Genomic DNA, 18,642 nt, shown 5'->3' with positions numbered 1-18,642 from the left:
TCTACGCTAAAACGCAAAAAAGCACTTGTTGCCTTTAATTGACAATCAAGTGCTTTAAGTTCATATGTTTTTAAGTAGCATTAAATTTGTAAGTTTTGTAATAACAGTATGACACCTATTGTATGTCATGACAACTACTACGTTAAAACTTACGAGTTTGTACGAGTTCGTTAGTTTTATGTCCATTCCATGTCTTTATATTCGTCGCACAGTAAAATGTCATCTCACCTAAGCTCGTACTTCGTTTTCTATTCTATCATTACACACAGTACTCCATGATGGTACAACCATCATGAAGTATGTACTTTTTAACAGCCTATTTTTTTCTGTCTTTTATTTAGTTAAATAGGATTATTCGGAAATTCACTATAATACTTATCAATTAATGCTTTATAATTTTCATCATTTGGTACTTCACCTAAATATTTATTTTTCCAAATAATCATTTGGTCACTAAAACTATATTCTGTATCAAACCAATTTGTATAATCATAATGTAACTTAAATTTCCCACTACTCTCTAGGGACATTGTAAAAGAATACCAAAGTTCCTGCTCATTATCTTTAAAAACCTTTCTAAGTTCCTTACTCAATTTATATAAAACATCTTCTTTTCTCTCAAATTCATCTTCATCAATTTGATATTTGAAAGGGATTTCTACACTATATTTATATTGCTTATTTTCAAGTGTATTATAAAAAAAGTAAGTTCCTCCCCCATTTTCTGATATTTGAGCATAAAAATAAAATTTATTCCAATCTTCTGGAATCATTTCATTAACTGTTTCAGCTATCTCTCTATATAATCTATTCATTTCCTTTTCCATACTCAACCTCCTGCTCTATTTTCAATGGTTTTCTTAAATATTCCTTTACCTTCAATTTCATAAACTACTTTATATGAATCTGGTCTTAATGAAGTCCCAACGAAAACTGGCTTAATTTTTACAGATACTTTTTTTGGTGGAATCTCTTTCAGGGCGTTTGCCCACTCAGTCTCCATCTTGTACCACTCTCCACCAGACCGATTAATTTGCCTATTCTGAGCAAGTAAATTATCAATATCTCCCGAACCACGAAACTGAGTTCCTATCAAGTGTCCACCATCATCATCAAACAACCTATCTTCTTGACCTGCTGCCACTTGCATTCCCGGGTTTCGCGTTCCTTTTTGAAGTATTAGCTCTTCCGCATTTACATCTACTATTCTACCAAGTTCATCTGTTGTATATTTATAATTCTCCTCAGTAATATAACGTACGTTTGGTGCAAGTTCTTTCCTTCCATTCTTCCCTTTAATGATGTGTTCCCCAAAATTTTCTCCTGTTATTTCAGTTATCTCACTATTCTTACCCGTACCCTATGTTGTAATCTTAAACTCTCACAATAAAAAAGCAAACCCTGTAAAACCTTATTAAACTACTTCTTTTTCTTCCACTATCGGCAATTCATATGCTATTTTATATTTCATCATTCCATATATAATGTTTACAAGCCTTCTCATAATACACACAAGTGCTTGTCCTTTTGTTTTACCTTCTTTAAGCTTCTTTTGATAGTACGCATGAAACACTGGGTTTCGTGGCATCTTACTTCCTTTTGCTACTTGCACTTGCTGTACTGCTAAATTATAAAATAAAGCGTGTAACGCCCTGTTTCCTTGTTTGCTTTTATGTGTCTTACCTTTTCCGCCAGAACCAAAGTAAACCGGCGCAATCCCCGCAAATCGTGCTAATTTATTGGCATTTGGAAATCGCCTTACATCCCCAATTTCTGCAATTAATGCTGATGCCGTTACAAGTTCTATTCCCGGCATCGTCTCTAATTGATAATCTAGTAGATTTACTAACCGTTTTAATTCTCTTTCGATGTATTTCATTTCCTTCTTTTTAAACTCAATATCCCGTACAATACTTCTTACTAAAAAGTCTCGTGTTTCTTGATACTCTTTCATTGTTTGTCCATCTTCTTTTACAAGTTTTAATATGTCGCTTGCTTTCTTTACTGAACATGTATTGTTGCTAACATCTAATAAAAAAGCTGTTAATTGCTTTATATTCGCACCCTCTAAACAAAAGGGTGACGGATACTGCTGCCAAAATGCTAATGCTGTTTTTCCATCTAACTCTGAGAAAAACTTTTTATAACTTGGATAATGGTGGTTTAATTGAATATGTAATTGGTTCTTTAACGCACTTTGTGCTTTTACTAATGCATTCCTTCTTGAAACTAGTTGTTGTATCGACCAAAATAAATCGTTTGGCTTTGCATCTGGTAATTGATTTAACTTATTTATTAGTATACGGGCTACGCATTCCGCATCCCAACTATCACTTTTTTGTGTCGTCACATGGCTTTTTCGCTCTAAAAATGATAAAGCTGGATTTACTTCTTTCACTACTTGTTCATGATCTACTAAATATTTCGCTAACGCTCTTCCATAACCACCAACATCCTCTAAACCAAATACAACAGTTATCCCAGCACTCACATATGTCTCTACTTCTAATAAAAACTTCGAAAATGCAGATGGTTTATTATCAAATTGTATTTCTCCTAATTTTTCTTGCCAACAATTAATAATAACAGCCGTATGATGCTCCTTATGTAAATCTACTCCTACATACAAATAGTTCTGTCTATTATGCATAACTCATCCCTCTATTCAATGATTTAGTCATATATAAAAACGTCGGCAACCTTAGTTCGAGCGTTCATCTTCCGATGCGCATAGGTACGCAAGCCTATCCATTTTCATAATTTCATAAGTACATATAGTAAAATGAGTGATTTTTTTAAGTACGACTATTATATAATTGCTGGATGTTTACCGTTTGTTTGTATTTGCCCGTATGTATATATCCCTCGATAAAAACTCTCTCGGTCTAACATGCGTTTCACTTGTACTTTCGTAAATTGTTTTCCTTTCTCTGTACGATAACCTTCCCTATTCAGTCGTTCTGCCAATTGAGTCAGCGACCAATGTTTAAAAAAGTGTCTTAACTCAAATAGTCTACGTACAACCACTGCTTTCTCCGTATCTACTTCTAACACCTTTTGTTCTTTCTTTACTCTATAACCAAACATCACACCGCCCCCCGCATATCCACCTTGTTCTGCTTTCTTCTTTCTGCCTCGACTTAGCTTTAATGCAATCTCAAGACGTTGATATTGATCTAATAGCTCTAACATACCATTTACTAAAAAGTCATTTGGGTCATGCGTGTATATACTATAATTTGGTTGTTCAATTGCTTTCACATCTACCTTGTGTTTCTTTAGCTCTCGTTGTATTAACACTTTTGCCATATCAGAGCGCCATAACCGAGATGTATTTAGTACAATAACTTTGCTCACTTGATGATATGCCATATCCGACAATAGCTCTTGTAGACCTTCACGTTCAACTGTTAATCCATCTTCATCTACTTTCGCTCCGCTGATTCCTTTATCTTCGTATATGTGAAGCAGTTGTAGTTTATTTTCGATGCAGTACCGTTCAATTTCTTCTACTTGATACGTTAGGCTATACCCTTCACGCACTTGTCCTTCCGTTGAAACTCGTACATAACCAACTACTTTCTCTCCCATATTGAGCCCCTTCCCGTTACAGCAATTACAATCCCTGTAACGTTTACCCGTTTTTTGCGGATAACGTGTGCATAACGTCCATCCGTTAAAACGTACTTTACGATGATTTCCAAAAATAATACAACCCTTTATTTTTTCCTCTACTATCGTCGTACGCTGTACATAGCCATTACAATCTATAAAACAACAATAAAAATTTAACACTTAATACACTTATAAAATTATAATGCTCTTTTAAATTTTTACGCTTAAACGCAAAAAAGCACTTGTTGCCTTTAATTGACAATCAAGTGCTTTAAGTTCATATGTTTTTAAGTAGCATAAATTTGTAAGTTTTGTAGTAACAGTATGACACCTTTTATATGTGGTAACAACTACTACGTTAAAACTTACGAGTTTGTACGAGTTCGTTAGTTTAATATATATTCCATGTGTTTATATTCAGCACCCAGTAAAATGTCATCTCGCCAAAGCTCGTACTTCTTTTTCTTTTCTATCATTGTACATAGTACTCCATGATGGTACAACCATCATGGAGTTTACTCTTCAAAATAGCCATTTCTTTTTCTACCCACTTCTCATATATGCTTATGCATGTTTACGTTAAACCACTATAAACTTTTATCATATATGGTATTGCACTCAATTTTTTGTATCTTCAAGATTTTTAAGATGCTTTTCTAAGTATTTTTTCCCTGAATTACTTTTAGGCATAAGACCAAGATGTTCATATTCCCAAATAATCATTCTCTCGTGGGAATTTTCATCTGAAAGGTCATCATAATTAAAGTCAATATTAAACTTTCCTGTATTATCAAAAATCATAGTGAAATTTGTCCAAGCTTCTTGATCATTATCAATAAACTCTTTCTTCATTCTCTTAATACAATCTAACAAACGATGCCACTTCTTAAAATATTCTTCTTCTGGGACATTAAAGAGTTCAAAAATACTATGACTGTAAATAGGAGTACTATTCTCTTCAGGGTAGTAATAAAAATATGATTCTTGAGCACCTTCCCCAACCTCACCATACAGGTAAACCTTAAACCACTTCTCTGGAATTGTATCAATTACAACCTCTGCTATTTCATTGTATAACTTGCTTAATTTTTCATCATTCATCTAATTTTCCTCCTGGTACATTATCAAAATTCTTTAATCTCCATCTATCTTCATCACCAATTTTATATCTAATAACAAAACTGTCTGGACGTTTTGAATTCCCGCTATAATTCGGCGTTATTTTCACCCTAACTTTATCACCATCATTAAGAGCATTAGCCCATTCATTCTCTAGTTTTTTCCATTCTCCTCTGTTTAAGTTACTATTCATTGGAACTAAATTATCCATATTACCAGAGCCTTTAAATATAGTTGCAATTAAATGTCCGCCGTCATCATCATCCAAACGGTCATTCCCACCTACCACTCTCTGAGCGTAGTTATTCCGCTTACCATCACCTAATTGAAGGCTACCCTCGCAACTTGCAACACGCCCTTGACTATCTGTTGTATATGTATATCCTTCTTTACTTGTATACTCAACATTTGGCTTTAATATCTTTTTACGTTTTTCCCTAGCATATTGTTCTCCATAGTTTACTTTTACAGGTCCTTCACCCGTACCCTATGTTGTAATCTTAAACTCTCACAATAAAAAAGCAAACCATGAAAAACCTTATTAAACTACTTCTTTTTCTTCCACTACCGGCAATTCATAAGCTGTTTTATATTTCATCATGCCATATACAATGTTTACAAGCCTTCTCATAATACATACCAATGCTTGTCCTTTTGTTTTTCCTTCTTTTAATTTCTTTTGGTAGTACGCATGAAACACTGGATTCCGTGGCTTCTTACTGCCTTTTGCTACTTGCACTTGCTGTACTGCTAAATTATAAAATAAAGCGTGTAGCGCCCTGTTTCCTTGTTTACTTTTATGTGTCTTACCTTTCCCACCAGAACCAAAGTAAACAGGCGCAATCCCCGCAAATCGTGCTAATTTGTTGGCATTTGGAAATCGTCTTACATCTCCAATTTCTGCAATTAATGCTGATGCAGTCACAAGTTCTATTCCCGGCATCGTCTCTAATTGATAATCTAGTAGATTTACTAGCTGTTTTAATTCTCTTTCGATGTATTTCATTTCCTTCTTTTTAAACTCAATCTCCCGTACAATACTTCTTACTAAAAAGTTTCGCATTTCTTGATACTCTTTCATTGTTTGTCCATCTTCTTTTACAAGTTTTAATATGTCGCTTGCTTTCTTTACCGAACATGTATTGTTGCTAACATCTAATAAAAAAGCTGTTAATTTCTTTATACTAACACCTTCTAAACAGGACGGTGACGGATACTGCTGCCAAAACGCTAATGCTGTTTTCCCATCTAATTCTGAGAAAAACTTTTTATAACTTGGATAATGATGGTTTAATTGAATATGTAATTGGTTCTTTAATGCACTTTGTGCTTTTACTAATGCATTCCTTCTTGAAACCAGTTGTTGTATTGACCATAATAAATCGTTTGGCTTTGCATCTGGTAATTGATTAAATTTGTTTATCAATATGCGTGCCACACATTCCGCATCCCAACTATCATTTTTGTGTATCATCACTTGGCTTTTTCGTTCTAAAAATGATAAAGCTGGATTTACTTCTTTTACTACCTGTTCGTGATCTACTAAATATTTCGCTAATGCTCTTCCGTAACCACCAACATCTTCTAAACCAAATACAACTGATAAACCATCACTCACATATGTCTCTACTTCTAATAAAAACTTCGAAAATGCAGATGGTTTATTCTCAAATTGTATTTCTCCTAATTTCTCTTGCCAACAATTAATAATAACAGCCGTATGCTGCTCTTTATGTAAATCTACTCCTACATACAAATAGTTCTGCCTATGATGCATAACTCATCCCTCTATTCAATGATTTAGTCATATATAAAAATGTCGGCAACCTTAGTTCGAGCGTTCATCTTCCGATGCGCATAGGTACGCAAGCCTATCCATTTTCATCACTCTAGTAGTATGTATAGTAAAATGAGCTAATTTTTTAAGTGAGTTTATAAAATAATTGCTGGATGTTTCCCAATTGTTTGTATTTGCCCGTATGTATATACCCCTCGATAAAAGTTCTCTCGGTCTAACATACGTTTCACTTGCACTTTCGTAAACAACTTTCCTTTCTCAGTACAATACCCTTCCCTATTTAGTCGTTCTGCCAATTGAGTCAGCGACCAATGTTTAAAAAAGTGTCTTAACTCAAATAGTCTACGTACAACCACTGCTTTCTCCGTATCTACTTCTAACACTTTTTGTCCTTTCTTTACTCTATAACCAAACATCACACCGCCCCCCGCATATCCACCTTGTTCTGCTTTCTTCTTTCTACCTCGACTTAGCTTTAATGCAATCTCAAGACGTTGATATTGATCTAATAGCTCTAACATACCATTTACTAAAAAGTCATTTGGGTCATGCGTGTATATACTATAATTTGGTTGTTCAATTGCTTTCACATCTACCTCATATTTCTTTAACTCTCGTTGTATTAACACTTTTGCCATGTCTGAGCGCCATAAACGAGATGTATTTAGTACAACAACTTGACTCACTTGTTGATACGCCATATCCGACAATAGCTCTTCTAATCCCTCACGTTCAACTGTTAATCCATCTTCATCTACTTTCGCTCCGCTGATTCCTTTATCTTCGTATATGTGAAGCAGTTGTAGTTTATTTTCGATGCAGTACCGCTCAATTTCTTCTACTTGATACGTTAGGCTATACCCTTCACGCACTTGTCCTTCCGTTGAAACTCGTACATAACCAACTACTTTCTCTCCCATATTGAGCCCCTTCCCGTTACAGCAATTAAAGTCCCTGTAACGTTTACCCGTTTTTTGCGGATAACATGTGCATAACGTCCATCCGTTAAAACGTACTTTACGATGACTTCAAAAAGTAACACAACCCTTTATTTTTTCCTCTACTATCGTCGTACACTGTCCACAGCCACTACAGGCTATAAAACAACAATAAAAATTTAACACTTAATGCACTTATAAAATTATAGCGCTCTTTTAAATTTCTACGCTAAAACGTAAAAAAGCACTTGTTGCCTTTATTTGACAATCAAGTGCTTTAAGTTCATATGTTTTTAAGTAGCGTAAATTTGTAAGTTTTGTAGCACAAGTATGACACCTTTTACATATCGCGACAAGTGTTACGTTAAAATTTACGAGTTTGTACGAGTTCGTTAGTTTAATATGCATTCCATGTGTTTATATTCATCGCCATGTAAAATGTCATCTCGCCTAAGCTCGTACTTCGTTTTCTATTCTATCATTGCACACAGTACTCCATGATGGTACAACCATCATGGAGTACTTACTTTTTAACAGCTTATTCATTCTTTTTCTTCACTTTTCTTATATGTCTTTAACTTTAATACCAAATATTAAGTCTTGTTATATTACTTACAAACTCATTGTACCAAGTTTTATTGTAGTATCTCTAAAAACTCAGTAAAGTTATCTACTATTTTATAAAACACTGGTTCAAACTCTCCTGACTCTTCATGAGACCATACACACACCGATGGATTCTCTTTATTTTCTCTAAAATCCAAGCATACAAAATCCCCTGCAAATATACTAGCTATTGGTAATACCTCTGCACCTAATAAATCTTCATTATCAGTTAATCTTTCCTCTATCTGTGAAAATACAACATCAATATCATAGATCCCTTTAGGGTTATTTTCAATGTCATCCAGCATACATAAAAACCTTTCTATCGCATAACTACGATTATCACATACAAATGTAGCTTCTTCAACTTCTGCACCATTATACACTTTAATAAAATCCAAAAATGAACCTGGTAGTTTTAATCTCCAAAAATTTTCATGTTTTTTTATTAACTCTTCTGAAGGTAATGGTTTTACAATAGTATCCTGTTTTATTTTCATGTTTTTACCTCTTTCTTTAGTTTACTATCTAGGAGCATCGGCCCACATTCCGGCCGACCTTCCACCATTGTGAATCGTAATATTGTGTATTCCAAAAGGAACCAACTCCATTTTACCCGGTACTTCAGTATGATGCCATGTCATACCTTCCGGTCGTCCACCTATTGCATTATCGAGCCATTTAAATTGCTCTTCGTCTGACATTAACCATAGCCTCTCTGGAAGTTGCTTTGTCTCTACAACAAGCCCAGCACTCTTAAAATCGGCAAATCCGTATCTCATTCCATCAGCTTTAATAACCTTCACATCAGGAACCAAACCATCTGCAACTGCTTTTTCCTTAATCATTCTTTTTTGACGAGCCGTTAAATTAGCTCCACCGTGAAGTGACTTATTCCATGACCACGTTTTATTTGATATAATTTTTTCACTGTACAACTTTACATAATCATTAATAACATCATCAAATTTCTTAGTTCCATTTATAAATTCATCTATATTATTTAAATTAGCCTCATTGACTATCTTACTGGAATTACCCGTACCCTTAGCAAGTTGATAAGCGTCATCCTTAGCTGCCGTACTTGCCTTTGAAAACTTTCCAGCTACTTCTCCAACAGTTGAAGATTCTATATAAGGAAGCTTCATTCCTATTCCAGTATCCACCGTCCTAACTGCTACTGGAATAGGAGTATTTTTCATAGCATCTAGTGCATTTTTTAAATTCTTATTTTCCTTAAGCGATTGTACCACATTTTTACCCAAATTTGGATTAAAACCAGGCATTCCTTCTTTGAATTTTAATAATTTGGCTAAATCAGCTAATTCACTCGTCCCTTTGAATGCTTTTACTCCTTTTCCTACTGCTCCAACAACTGGGATTGCATCTAATCCGCCAAAAATGATGTTTCCTACCCGCTCTTCTTGGCTCAATTTCCTATGTGTTCCCCAGTCTTCTCCGTCGATACCGCTTTTTATTTGTACACCTCCGTATACTACTGCGGCAGCGGCCCCAAGTGGTGGACAAAGGATTGTTGTGATGATGATTCCTACGCCTATTCCTATGTCTCGCACCATTTCTAGTTTTTTCTGTTCATCTTCTATCGATTTGTATTCAAATCCTCGTGTGGATGGGACTACTTTCTTGTATTCTTCATAATTTAATTTTGCATCTGGATTTTGTTTTTTTAGTTCTTTGTATTCTGCCCTAAGTACGTTATCAAATGCAGGAGAATCTCTAAAAATATCTTCTACTGTTATTTTATCTTTCTTCTTCTGTATTGTTTGTGGTACACTTCCGTAGCCTGCATGCGCACCTGGTAATACTGTCGTTGTTGTAGAGCCAATTCGGTTATTTGTTTCAAAACTGAGAATAGATGTATCTCTCATTTTTTGAGCGAATTTATCCATTTCTACTAAAAAAGGTTTATCTATATGTTCAGAGACTAATTGCCCTGCTTCTCCGCAATATTTTTGTAATGTCGTATAACTATCAAGTAATTCCCCGATTTTTTGCGATTGATCTTTAGGATTAAAATGTATACTACCATCCGAGTCTAAATCTCGTATTCTTCCATCAATTCTTTTTAATGATTCATTTGCTTCCCGTAATTTCATGAGTGCATCTTTTGTAATTCGATTCATACCATCCCCCATGTTTTGCCATGGTTCAGGTCTATATTTCACATCCATCTCGTTTTCATCCCCCCAGCCGTATGGTGATTTCTACAACTTACTTAATATTTCACGTAATTGTTCGTCCTTTTCAAGCATTTCTACACATACATTCCCTACAACTGTCGCTGACCTAGAATAGTGTTCAGCCAATTCTAGTGTTTTGTGTAATATATCAGGATATTTTTCAATTACTCTCATCGCTTCACCTTTTTGATAAAAATCACAGCTTAATAAACTCTCAATATTCGTTCCAATGACGTCTACATGGATTTTATATATATTTTCTAACTTCATTACTATATCAAGTAGTTCTTGAAAATTAACTAATACTTCTTCTCCACCACCAGAACCACTATCTCCCATTGATACTTGCATTATTGAATACCTCCTAACGAGAATTGTCTCGGGTCAATTAACTTTTTATATGGCATTTTTAACACGTCATACAATTTCTTATTAACCGCATAGAGGCTCACCCAGTCATATCGATTACGATCTACATCGATTTGAACGAAATCTTCTCCTTCAGTGAAATATAAGAAACATTCCCATTTTCCTCCTCTATTACTTCGAGGCCTCGTATACGTTTCTATCGCTATAACGTCTTTATTTGATAAATCTTTTTCCTCAAATGTTTGTTGTTCTTCTTCTGTCATTCTCTTTGAGAAAAATGTATCTTCTATTTCCCTCGGTTCTCTAAATAAGAAGGGTATGCGTGTTAATAAGGAAAAATATACGTCTGGCTTTGGTATGTAGTCAATTTCGTATTTTTTATTTGGCTCTATTTCTGTTAATACAGCCACTCGGTCTTTATCCTCTTTTAAAAAGCCAATTAATACATTATTCATTCTCGTGTATTCATGACAATTTTCATATTCCTTTAATAGTTCAATTATTTGAAAAGCTGCAGGGGTAATTCCATTTTCACTTGTAAGTAGGCCTTTTTCTTTTAAACTCGTAGTTGCTTTCGTGACACATTCTGCATCAAGTAAAATAATTGCGTCACGGTTTGGCAATCCAAATATATCGGTAACCCCAGCTGCACCTGCGAGAACATATAATTCAGCAGGTGCAAAACTCATTTCTTTCCCCATTCTTTTATCCCTCGTTTCTCCATCACAGTTGTTTTATCGCCCTTACTTCCGATTTATCTCCGTACGTTTGAATGCTTTTATCTAACTCTTTCAAAGCTTTCGTATGTCCTTCAAATGCCTCTACCATTTCTGAATTATATTGAATGATCAAATCAAGATAACTTAAAAATGCATCTCTCGTTTTTCCATTCCATTTCGCACCTGTGACATATGCTTTTAAGTCTTTCGCTTGGTTTAAAGAATCCTGCATACCATTTTCAATGTTTTGTGCGTAAGAAATGGCACTTGCAGTGTTACCTCCTATAATTTCAACCTCTTTACCACTCATGTTGGTTCCCTCCATTCTTTGTATGCTTAATGGATAAAGTTTTCAAATTCCTTTTTCTTTTCTTCAAAAGCCTTGGTCGCTGCGGCGTATGCTGACGCTTTCTCCGATTCTGCTTTCGCTTTATATTCCAAATACTTTGCATAAGCTGTACTTTTTGCAGATCCAATATCGCTTAATGCACTTTTAAAATAGGATAATACTGTATTTAAGTCTTCATCCTTTTCATGACGTTTTTGTTCAAATTCAACTGCCGGAATTTTATTAGCTTCTAAGCCATTACTTTTACTCTCATACTCTCTCTTTGCTGATTCAGCCTCTTGAATGAATTGCTTTAACTCTCTTTCTTTATCTTTTAAATAATCATGTAAATCATCATACCGATCTCGTTTCCTCGCACTTTCTGTAAAACCAGACGCATTTAAAAAAGCATTGTACAATTCATCTAACATCTTTCTCCCCCTTTAGCACAATAACTATGTAGTTAAATTCGTATATTTAAACATGAATATTCATTACATTAAGAATTAACAAATAATTATTTTTACATATTGCTATTTTATCAAAGGGATTTTAACATTTCCATATTTTATGAATGGCTTTCGCATTTTTCTTCAATAAAGTGAAACTTTAATCAATATGACTATGTATTTATTACTACCTTTTATCCAATTCATTCGTATTAAATCCTTGCTTGAGAGTAACACCAGTTCTTTCTTATTTCATCAACAACTATTTCTGGATAATCCCAATGAAGCGTACGAGTAGGCTCCCTGATTCGTTATACTATTTCTTGGGCTGTTTTGTTTCTATATTCATTCCAATATTTTGGCTCAGTCGCTCTTAAAAGAACGATAGAAAAAGGATCTGATATGAATATCAGATCCTTAACTTTAATTTCTTAATACATACATCTTTTTACACGATAACTGGTTCATACGTGCTCAAATTATCATACTCAGTTTTTACAATACTAGGCAGAAGGTTAACACATCCTCAGATTCACCTTTTCCTGTAGCAGTGCATAATATTTAATAAAATTAAAGCATATTTTTACTTACCAGACTTAATTTTTTCGTTATATTCTTCTAAAGTTAACCCTTTTTCTTTTAGATAAACGGCAACTTCTTTTCCTACATAACGATAGTGCCATGGCTCATACTTAATGCCAGTAATATTCTCTTTATCTTTTGGATAGCGGAGAGTAAACCCATATTCTGCAGCATTCTTATCTAACCATTTGAATGCATCGGTAGTTTCAAATTTTGCATTTAAATCTTCTACAGTATTTTGCCATTCAACTGAAATAATGTCTAACGCTAATCCAGTATGATGTTCACTTGCACCAGGATACTGAAGATATTCCAATGCCTTAGCACTAGCCTCTTTATCCGACAAGCCTTGAGATTTATAGCTTTTAACTGAAGCATCATAATAAGTTTGTTGTAATTTTATAGCTCGATAACCTGATCTTAAATAAAGATTGATTCCCTCTTTTTTTGCAGCTGCTACCATATCCTGATAGGAAGTTGCAATTCTACTATCTATTTTCATATTTGGCTTCGCATTTTGAGTGATACTTGTTAATTCAATTCCTAGTTCCTTTGATAACATATGCTCTCTATTTACAAGGATAATTCTCCAATCATTAACATCAGAGATAGGTAAAACATCTTTTTTCTTCGCATGTATTTCATTTTTATTTTTATCGTTATTATTAGTAGTTGCCTGAGATGTTTGCTTTCCACTACAAGCAGCAAGACTCCATCCCATTGCTAATACCAATGCTAAAATTATAAATTTTTTAATTGTATCTCATTCCCTTTTTGTTTATTAGTCTTTATACCAATTTCCCAACACGTCTCTAGGAATCTCCTTGAAATCCTTCAAAGAAACGGGGCCGGCAAATTTTTTAATTCCATGTTTTTTAGAATTTTCATCCGAATAATCTTTTAAAAATTGAATTTTAAATTGTTTCTTACCATCAGCATAGTCGGTTACTGTCGGTACGATTGCCGCTTGTCGTATACCAAAAGTTTTATCTTCATACTTAACAAATTGTACATAAGATAATCCTCCAACTAATGTTTCTAATTTTTCTTGCGCAGAAATAAGATTTCCAAGAGAATAATAGATTAGCGTTTCATGTCCATCTTTATTTTGTTTCCACTCAATTGGTTGAATTACATGTGGATGATTTCCAATTACTACATCTACACCTAAATCTGTTAAATATTGAGCAACTTCTTTTTGTTGCTTTGAAGGTGTTGAGGTATATTCTACTCCCCAATGCACCATAACAATCACCATATCAGAGCTACTCTTTGCCTTTTCCACATCATTTTGTATCGCTTTTTTATCAATTAAATTTAAAGCCCAAGACTTATCAGCTGGAATTTTAATTCCATTCGTACCATATGTATAATTGAGTAACGCAAAACGAATACCATTTTTTGTAATCGTTTTTATTTCATTACGCTCGTTTTGACTCTCATTAATACCTACCGGGATAACATCCGGATATTTCTTCCAGTATTCTCTTGTATTCGCAACACCTTTAATACCCATATCCATAGCGTGATTTGTCGCTTGCGTCACTATATTGAATCCAGTGTCCACTAAAGATTGGCCTACTTCTTCAGGTGTATTGAAAGTCGGATATCCCTGTACTTTTAAATTATTTCCGGCAATCGGAGTCTCCTGGTTCACGATAGCAAGATCGCTTGATTTAACAGCTTTTTTGATATTTTCATAAATATAATTATAATCATATGAACCGTCTTTTTGTTTGCCATCTTTAATTACTGCGTCATGATATAAATTATCACCCGTTGCTATTAAATTCACAACCGATTGTACTTTTTTATCTTCTGTAAAATTAGGAGACTGTTGGATAGGACTTTTATCTACCCAATTTGGTGCTTTTAATGATGTATCTATATTGGATTCAGCCGATGGTAATGAAGCTTTAGATGTCTTAACATCAGTATTACCACAAGCGGTTAAAAGCACTAAAAAAATAAGACATACTAAAAAAAACTTTTTACTTCTCTGTAAAGTATCTAACATGTGATCCTCTTTTCTGTTTTATTCCTTATAACTAGTTCTAACAAATCATTCTTTACAACAACGTATTTTGGTTTTACCCTTAATTATGGAAGGACACTCTGTTACACCTGCTTCGGAATATACGAATAATTGTTTTCCGCTTTCTAGCAATCTATCGATTCCATCAGAAGTGATAGATTACTAGAAAAAGATGATCCATCAGGATGTCGACTAGTTTGATATACCTGTTCCAATTGCAGTAACTCGTTTAATATTTAAACAAGATAGGAGAATCGTTCATATAGCCTCTTCTCTCGCTTTATGTTTAAGGTGCCTCCAAAAAAAGGGATCGTTGCTATACCCCTTTACATAGTACGAAATTTTTGCAACTAATTTCTTTCATTCAAGCGACAAACATTATACCGATAACAATAAGTAAGACCCAAGAACTTATTTTACCAATATACGAAAAAAGTAGCAATCTTTTGCCCCATATAAAGAAGACAATTAGGAGAAATGAACGAGAGATTCATTCTATTCAATTCCTTCATTGATTAATAAAAAAACAAGCCACCCAACTATTGGATGGCTCTATACTATAAAGAGAATTTGTTATTGGATTACTTCAATTTCCCTTCAAAAACAATCTTCCTACCGCACGGCTCAACTACTGTTTTGCCGTCTTTCTTTACTTCATGAAAGATTGGCTCTTCCATACGACGAGACGGAGCGTAGCCTTCTTGTTCCATACGTGCTAAGCAGTCTGTAATTGTTTCATTTTCAAGTACTTCAAATTTCTTTTTATTAGGTTGTTTTGTCATGCCCTAACCTACTTTCTATTTTTCTTGATGCGAATTGATTTTTCATGTAGACCATATATAACATTGCGAGAATTCCCATTATAATCATAACCGCAATAAAAAAGCTTGTATACTGTATTTTTTCTATAAATACGCCGCCTAATACAGGTCCCATAATACTTCCTAAACTAAAAGCGATTCCGGATAATATATTACCTGCCGGTAGTAAGTGTCTCGGTAATAAGTCAGTCATAAATCCAAGCCCTAAAGAGAAGCACGATCCAATAACCATACCCGCTAAAAGCATGCAGGCAAAGACAATCCAGTAATATTGATCAAATACGGCGGCAAGTAGAAAAATGCCCGTACTTATGCTAAACGTCCAAGTTAATATACGGTCCCTTCCGTATTTATCACTTAATATACCGAGCGGAATTTGTGTAATAATACCCCCAACTGCAAATGCTGGTAATAAGAAGGATACATCTGAAACAGACCACCCTTTACGAAGTGCGTATACTGGTAAGTTACTGTTTAGCATTGCTTCAAGTACGCCATATGCAAGTGGTCCCAGCAGTGCAATCCATCCTAATCCAACAACTTGTTTATAACGAGAAAATGATGATTCACTCTTCGCTTCTCTTTCATCTTGCGCTGGGAATGCATTTTTTGTTGGAAGTAGTAAAAGCCAACCTATTAAACAAAGTATAGTAGATATAATAAATGGTGTTGCAAGACCGTACTGCACAGTGCTTGCTAAATACGGACCAACGGCAAAACCAATTCCGAAGAATACACCGTATATCGATACTTGTCTCCCTATTTTACTTGGGTCTGATGTCGTCGTAATCCATGTTTGTGTTCCGACATGAAGCATATGATCTCCAACTCCAACTAGAAATCTAAGGATAAACCATACCCAAAATGAAAATGTTTGTGTAAAAAAGAATAATGAAATAATAACGAGAAACCCACCTATAACAATAATCGGCTTCATTCCAAACCTTTGCATCGGTTTTTCAAGAAACGGCGAAATAACTAATATCCCAATGTACAATGCCGTCGCATGAATACCATTAATACTTGAACTAACCCCTTCTTGTTCAAAAATCATTGCAATGGCCGGTAAGAGCATTCCTTGTGACAAACCCGAGATTGCTACAATCCCAACCATAATCCAAAAAGTAAAACGCATTGACATCCTCTGTCCCTCTCCTTCTCACGCTTCCACTTTTCATTATAAACTGTTTCTTCAAATGCGTGTACGAATATTCGCAATAAAAAACAAGCTAAAAGAATGAACCTTTTAGCTTGTTATCTTATCCTTCCCAAACTTGCGCTTTCACATTGTAATGAAAGTGTTTAAAATATGGATTTTCATAAAATGAAGGTCCATATAAGTAATGTTGCATATGAGCTGTTAGTGGCTGCTGCATTTGTAAAGGAACTACAGCTGGTGAAACTTGCATATACATCGGATCTATCATTATTTTTGTATAGATATGATGATTATATGGCGAATAAGCGATTAAGGATGGTTTATGCATTGATAATCTCCCCTTATACATACAAATGTTATAGTATATGCAACACTTCTCATTTCGGGGATTATTTCTGTTCTAACCAATCCTCTACATGTTTTATAAATACATCTAAACAATCAATAAACGGCGAGTGTCCGCAATCTTCTAATACCTTCAACTCTGCATTTGGCAAATGTTTCGCTAATTCCTCACCGACTACTTGCGGTACGACATAATCTCTATCACCTTGTATGACGAGTGTTGGCGCTTTAATACGATGAATTTGTTTACTTCCCTCTACAACCCCATTATGTTCATCTGAAATATTAAATGTAATGAGCGCATAATTCACATCTACGAAATTACGTTGCGTTAACATATCATCTAAATACTTTTCATAACGATCCGGTTCAGGTTGATTATGTGTATATATTAATAGATTCCATACTGTACGGTAATATAGTTTGTTCATATTTTTTATCGCATCTAATACTGGAGCGATTTGTACTGGATCTTGCGCAATTTCTTCTTTCGTCTTTACTAAACTTGATACAATCGGCTGCCCATTCGTATCTTTTTTAAAGATTGGGTATCCTTTCATTCCTACTGATTCTACTAAAATTAACTTTTCTACAAAAGTTGGGTGATTCGCTGTAAATTGCATCGCAACGCCACCCCCCATTGACCAGCCCATTAATGAAAATTTCTCTAGCTTTAACTCGTCAATAAATAATTTTACATCGTCTGCAAAGTCTTGTAATGAATCTATCGACTGATTATACGTTGATTGTCCAAACCCTCTTAAATCAAGAGCGTAAATATGGTATTGATCTTGCAACTTTTCAATAACTAAATCCCAATGTTGTGACGATGTCATGTTCCCGTGAATGAGTACAAGAATATCTGTATTTCGCCTTCCAACTTCCTGATATGCAATCGTTTCTCCGTTCGATAGTGAAACAAACTCCATTGTTGCAGGCTTAATCATCACAAGTTCCCCCATTCTATTTAATAGAAAGAAAATTCTTTACTTAATTAAAGAATAGCACGTAGAATATACGTTCGCAACATAAAACCTATAAGAATTTTTTACATAAATCAACATGTCTATTACTAGACAATTATTATAAAAAAGTATATAGTTAGCTAGGTAACTAATTTGAAAGGATCAAAATACATGGACGAAAAACAACATTTTTTTCACATCGTCAGCCAGACTTCTCGAAAGTTTACGAAGAAATTTAATGAACGTGTATCTCCAACAGGGTTATTTAGTGCGCAATGGGCTGTTATTTTCCGCATTAATCAAACTGGTTCTTGTACGCAAACAGAATTGTGCCAGTATTTAAATGTTGAATCACCAACGATGACTCGTACGTTAACACGTATGGAAACGATGGGATGGATTATTCGTACAGAAGGTAAAGATCGCCGCGAGAAGCTCATTTCTTTATCCGAAACGGCGATAAAGATGATTCCAGTATGGCAAGAAGAAGTTGATACTTTCGAAGAAAAAACGCTAGAAGGTATTAATGAAGATGATTTACATCAAGCATTTCAAGTGTTACAACAAATTATTAAAAATTTAGATTAAATTGG

20 protein-coding genes and 1 pseudogene are annotated in these 18,642 nt (G+C 34.5%); 1 reads left to right on the top strand and 20 read right to left on the bottom strand.

Annotated features, from left to right (window positions below):
• Nucleotides 1-341: 341 nt before the first annotated feature.
• The 20 genes and pseudogenes from HMAS_RS08170 to HMAS_RS08065 all read right to left on the bottom strand — a co-directional run bounded on the left by HMAS_RS08170 (nucleotide 342) and on the right by HMAS_RS08065 (nucleotide 18,031).
• The gene (locus tag HMAS_RS08170; RefSeq protein WP_000410099.1) at nucleotides 342-827 is read right to left on the bottom strand and encodes an antitoxin YezG family protein; all 486 of its coding nucleotides are present in this window, start codon (nucleotides 825-827) and stop codon (nucleotides 342-344) included.
• Between the two features lie 2 nt (nucleotides 828-829).
• The gene (locus tag HMAS_RS08165) at nucleotides 830-1,339 is read right to left on the bottom strand and encodes a DNA/RNA non-specific endonuclease (RefSeq protein WP_116344752.1); all 510 of its coding nucleotides are present in this window, start codon (nucleotides 1,337-1,339) and stop codon (nucleotides 830-832) included.
• Nucleotides 1,340-1,414: 75 nt separating this feature from the next.
• Nucleotides 1,415-2,650 carry an IS110 family transposase gene (locus HMAS_RS08160; protein ID WP_046392895.1) on the bottom strand — a complete coding sequence of 412 codons (1,236 nt, stop codon included), beginning with the start codon at nucleotides 2,648-2,650 and terminating at the stop codon, nucleotides 1,415-1,417.
• 158 nt (nucleotides 2,651-2,808) lie between these two features.
• On the bottom strand, nucleotides 2,809-3,591 hold the full coding sequence (locus tag HMAS_RS08155) for a recombinase family protein (protein ID WP_046392896.1): 783 nt from the start codon (nucleotides 3,589-3,591) through the stop codon (nucleotides 2,809-2,811).
• A gap of 642 nt (nucleotides 3,592-4,233) precedes the next feature.
• Nucleotides 4,234-4,716 (bottom strand): antitoxin YezG family protein, encoded by a 483-nt coding sequence (locus HMAS_RS08145; RefSeq protein ID WP_000997350.1) that lies wholly within the window; start codon nucleotides 4,714-4,716, stop codon nucleotides 4,234-4,236.
• A pseudogene (locus tag HMAS_RS08140) lies at nucleotides 4,709-5,221 on the bottom strand (DNA/RNA non-specific endonuclease); the annotation flags it as partial. The pseudogene HMAS_RS08140 and the gene HMAS_RS08145, both read right to left, overlap by 8 nt.
• A gap of 54 nt (nucleotides 5,222-5,275) precedes the next feature.
• Nucleotides 5,276-6,511 (bottom strand): IS110 family transposase, encoded by a 1,236-nt coding sequence (locus tag HMAS_RS08135; protein ID WP_046392897.1) that lies wholly within the window; start codon nucleotides 6,509-6,511, stop codon nucleotides 5,276-5,278.
• Nucleotides 6,512-6,666: 155 nt separating this feature from the next.
• Entirely contained in the window at nucleotides 6,667-7,452 is a 786-nt protein-coding gene (locus tag HMAS_RS08130) for a recombinase family protein (protein ID WP_000504227.1), read from the bottom strand.
• Nucleotides 7,453-8,105: 653 nt separating this feature from the next.
• Nucleotides 8,106-8,576, bottom strand: a complete 471-nt coding sequence (locus HMAS_RS08120; protein ID WP_000695049.1) for an SMI1/KNR4 family protein — start codon at nucleotides 8,574-8,576, stop codon at nucleotides 8,106-8,108.
• 24 nt (nucleotides 8,577-8,600) lie between these two features.
• On the bottom strand, nucleotides 8,601-10,268 hold the full coding sequence (locus tag HMAS_RS08115) for an HNH endonuclease (RefSeq protein WP_044307296.1): 1,668 nt from the start codon (nucleotides 10,266-10,268) through the stop codon (nucleotides 8,601-8,603).
• 33 nt (nucleotides 10,269-10,301) lie between these two features.
• Nucleotides 10,302-10,628 (bottom strand): hypothetical protein, encoded by a 327-nt coding sequence (locus HMAS_RS08110; protein ID WP_001198201.1) that lies wholly within the window; start codon nucleotides 10,626-10,628, stop codon nucleotides 10,302-10,304.
• Nucleotides 10,628-11,347 (bottom strand): DUF5081 family protein, encoded by a 720-nt coding sequence (locus tag HMAS_RS08105; protein WP_000514117.1) that lies wholly within the window; start codon nucleotides 11,345-11,347, stop codon nucleotides 10,628-10,630. The genes HMAS_RS08110 and HMAS_RS08105 overlap by 1 nt, the downstream gene beginning before the upstream one ends.
• A gap of 22 nt (nucleotides 11,348-11,369) precedes the next feature.
• Complete coding sequence (locus HMAS_RS08100; RefSeq protein WP_000014532.1) at nucleotides 11,370-11,675, bottom strand: WXG100 family type VII secretion target; 306 nt, start codon at nucleotides 11,673-11,675, stop codon at nucleotides 11,370-11,372.
• Between the two features lie 26 nt (nucleotides 11,676-11,701).
• Nucleotides 11,702-12,124 carry a hypothetical protein gene (locus HMAS_RS08095; RefSeq protein ID WP_000883462.1) on the bottom strand — a complete coding sequence of 141 codons (423 nt, stop codon included), beginning with the start codon at nucleotides 12,122-12,124 and terminating at the stop codon, nucleotides 11,702-11,704.
• A 601-nt stretch (nucleotides 12,125-12,725) separates the two neighbouring features.
• Entirely contained in the window at nucleotides 12,726-13,457 is a 732-nt protein-coding gene (locus tag HMAS_RS08090; RefSeq protein ID WP_000241986.1) for a M15 family metallopeptidase, read from the bottom strand.
• Nucleotides 13,458-13,505: 48 nt separating this feature from the next.
• Nucleotides 13,506-14,741 carry a CapA family protein gene (locus HMAS_RS08085; protein ID WP_116344751.1) on the bottom strand — a complete coding sequence of 412 codons (1,236 nt, stop codon included), beginning with the start codon at nucleotides 14,739-14,741 and terminating at the stop codon, nucleotides 13,506-13,508.
• Between the two features lie 599 nt (nucleotides 14,742-15,340).
• Complete coding sequence (locus HMAS_RS08080; protein WP_000166303.1) at nucleotides 15,341-15,541, bottom strand: NETI motif-containing protein; 201 nt, start codon at nucleotides 15,539-15,541, stop codon at nucleotides 15,341-15,343.
• The gene (locus HMAS_RS08075) at nucleotides 15,525-16,721 is read right to left on the bottom strand and encodes an MFS transporter (protein WP_000062796.1); all 1,197 of its coding nucleotides are present in this window, start codon (nucleotides 16,719-16,721) and stop codon (nucleotides 15,525-15,527) included. The genes HMAS_RS08080 and HMAS_RS08075 overlap by 17 nt, the downstream gene beginning before the upstream one ends.
• Nucleotides 16,722-16,839: 118 nt before the next feature.
• Nucleotides 16,840-17,067 (bottom strand): hypothetical protein, encoded by a 228-nt coding sequence (locus tag HMAS_RS08070; protein WP_000549500.1) that lies wholly within the window; start codon nucleotides 17,065-17,067, stop codon nucleotides 16,840-16,842.
• A 61-nt stretch (nucleotides 17,068-17,128) separates the two neighbouring features.
• A complete protein-coding gene (locus HMAS_RS08065) occupies nucleotides 17,129-18,031 on the bottom strand; it encodes an alpha/beta fold hydrolase (protein ID WP_000594877.1) in 903 nt (300 codons plus the stop codon).
• 189 nt (nucleotides 18,032-18,220) lie between these two features.
• Between HMAS_RS08065 and HMAS_RS08060 the strand changes: the two genes are divergently transcribed.
• Complete coding sequence (locus tag HMAS_RS08060) at nucleotides 18,221-18,637, top strand: MarR family winged helix-turn-helix transcriptional regulator (protein WP_000343680.1); 417 nt, start codon at nucleotides 18,221-18,223, stop codon at nucleotides 18,635-18,637.
• Nucleotides 18,638-18,642: the final 5 nt, after the last annotated feature.

It is taken from the genome of Bacillus sp. HMA207, assembly GCF_003402455.1.
In the GTDB taxonomy this organism is placed as follows: Bacteria; Bacillota; Bacilli; order Bacillales; family Bacillaceae_G; genus Bacillus_A; species Bacillus_A cereus.
This window is presented reverse-complemented; position numbering and strand designations above follow the sequence as displayed.